This window comes from Microbacterium sp. Bi128 (assembly GCF_918698205.1).
Genome location: NZ_CAKKMM010001212.1, coordinates 1 through 1,559, shown reverse-complemented (window position 1 = coordinate 1,559; position 1,559 = coordinate 1). Strand labels below are relative to the sequence as shown.

Sequence of the window (1,559 nt, the reverse complement as noted above, 5' to 3'; positions counted from 1 at the left end):
AACACCTGTGACGCAGCGCACACCCCTACGGTGGAAGCAGGCACACGGACGCAACGCCGCCAGGCGCTGCGCACTAATCTCGTCCCATTTCTTGTCGCATCATCACCGTCGCTTGCGAAGACCGGAGACAGCGTTGCGCCGACCCACAGTCCTGCTTCAGACCCACAGTCCTGTTTCAAAGGAGAAACAAATGACACACCCAATGACTTCGCGGCCCGCGATGACACCGCGGCGGGCGGCCACAGCTGCGCTGCTCGGCAGCGCCCTGGAGTACTACGACTTTTTCGTGTACGGCGCCGCGGCCGCCCTCGTTTTCAACGTGCTGTTCTTTCCATCCGGCGATCCCACCGTTGCGCTGATCGCATCGTTCGCCACCTTCGCAGTGGGCTACGTGGCACGGCCCGTCGGTGCGGTGGTGATGGGACACTTCGGCGATCGAATCGGCCGCAAACGCGTCATGCTGGCCACGGTCGTCATGATGGGCATCGCTTCCTTCGCCATCGGCTGTCTTCCGACGTACGACCAGGTGGGCCTGTTGGCCCCGGCACTGCTGGTGGTCCTGCGCGTCGTGCAAGGCTTCTCCGCGGGGGCCGAGTCGGCGGGAGCCTCGACATTGACCGTCGAGCACTCCCCCGTCGGGCGCCGTGGATTCTTCACCAGTTTCGTTATGGTCGGCTACGCAGTCGGCTGCTCGCTGGCCACCATCGTGTTCCTGCCGGTGGCGCTCCTGCCCGCCGGGGAACTCTACAGCTGGGGCTGGAGGATTCCCTTCTGGCTCAGCGCCGTCGTCGTCGTCATTACTTACTACGTGCGGAGCCACCTCGACGAAACGCCGGTGTTCGCCGAGGCGAAGGAAGAAAGCGCAGTTCGCAGGCTGCCGCTGAACGACGTGTTCAAGTACCACTGGCGGAAGGTCATCCGCGTCGCCGGGGCATCACTGATGGCAGCGATGCAGACCCTGTTCGCCGTGTTCAGCCTTTCGTACGCAACCTCAGTCGGGGTGGACCGGAGCGCGATGCTCGCGGTCATCTCCGGCGCAATTGCGCTGTCGATTGTCGGCATCCCGGCGGCCGGCTACCTCTCCGACGTCATCGGCCGCAAGAAGACGATGCTGATCGCCTCTGCCGGCTGTTCGCTTACGATCTTCGGATACCTTTGGGCGATCTCGACGACGGATATCGTGCTGATCGCGATTTTCGCGTTCCTCAACATGACGCTGTTCTTCAGCTGCTACAACGGCGTGTGGACATCGTTCTTCGCCGAGCAATTCCCGGCACCCGTCCGGTTCACCGGCATGGCCGTCAGCAACCAGCTCGGCAACCTCCTCGCCGGATTCGCCCCAATGGTCGCGGCGATTCTCCTCAAGCCGGGCCCGTCGGGCTGGCTTCCGGTGGCAATCTTTGGCGCGGTTGCCGCAGGCATTGCCGCGGTCGCGGTGATCGGGCTGCGCGAGACCTCCAAGACTCCGACGGAACTGCTCGGTGGTCCCCGGGCGGCGGACCAGGTGCGTCAACGGGACACCGTCACGACCGCCTGATCCCGCTCCCAGGTGCGCCAGC

At 64.4% G+C, this 1,559-nt stretch carries 1 protein-coding gene; it reads left to right on the top strand.

Annotated elements, in window-relative coordinates; genetic code table 11:
* Positions 1-1,537: MFS transporter (locus LQV45_RS31350; protein ID WP_308288961.1), on the top strand; the 1,537-nt coding region annotated here is incomplete at its 5' end.
* Positions 1,538-1,559 lie beyond the last annotated feature (22 nt).